This window comes from Undibacterium sp. TJN25, assembly GCF_049339885.1.
Classification (GTDB): Bacteria; Pseudomonadota; Gammaproteobacteria; order Burkholderiales; family Burkholderiaceae_D; genus Undibacterium.
The window spans coordinates 1-288 of record NZ_JBMPPM010000052.1 but is presented as its reverse complement, the minus strand read 5'-3'; the positions used below and the strand labels follow the sequence as shown (position 1 = coordinate 288).

At 55.2% G+C, this 288-nt stretch carries 1 protein-coding gene; it reads left to right on the top strand.

Translation table 11 applies throughout. The features are described from left to right. Window positions 1-288: GTP-binding protein (locus ACO0LO_RS29080; RefSeq protein WP_422970046.1), on the top strand; the 288-nt coding region annotated here is incomplete at both ends.

Sequence of the window (288 nt, the reverse complement as noted above, 5' to 3'; positions counted from 1 at the left end):
ACGTAGATCACGGTAAAACCACATTGACGGCAGCGATAGCGACAGTATTGTCCAAGAAATTTGGCGGCGAAGCCAAAGCCTACGACCAGATCGATGCAGCGCCAGAAGAAAAAGCGCGCGGTATTACTATTAATACGGCCCACGTCGAATACGAAACAGCGGCACGCCACTACGCCCACGTAGACTGCCCAGGCCACGCCGATTATGTCAAAAACATGATCACCGGCGCAGCCCAGATGGACGGCGCGATCCTGGTATGTTCCGCAGCAGACGGCCCAATGCCGCAAA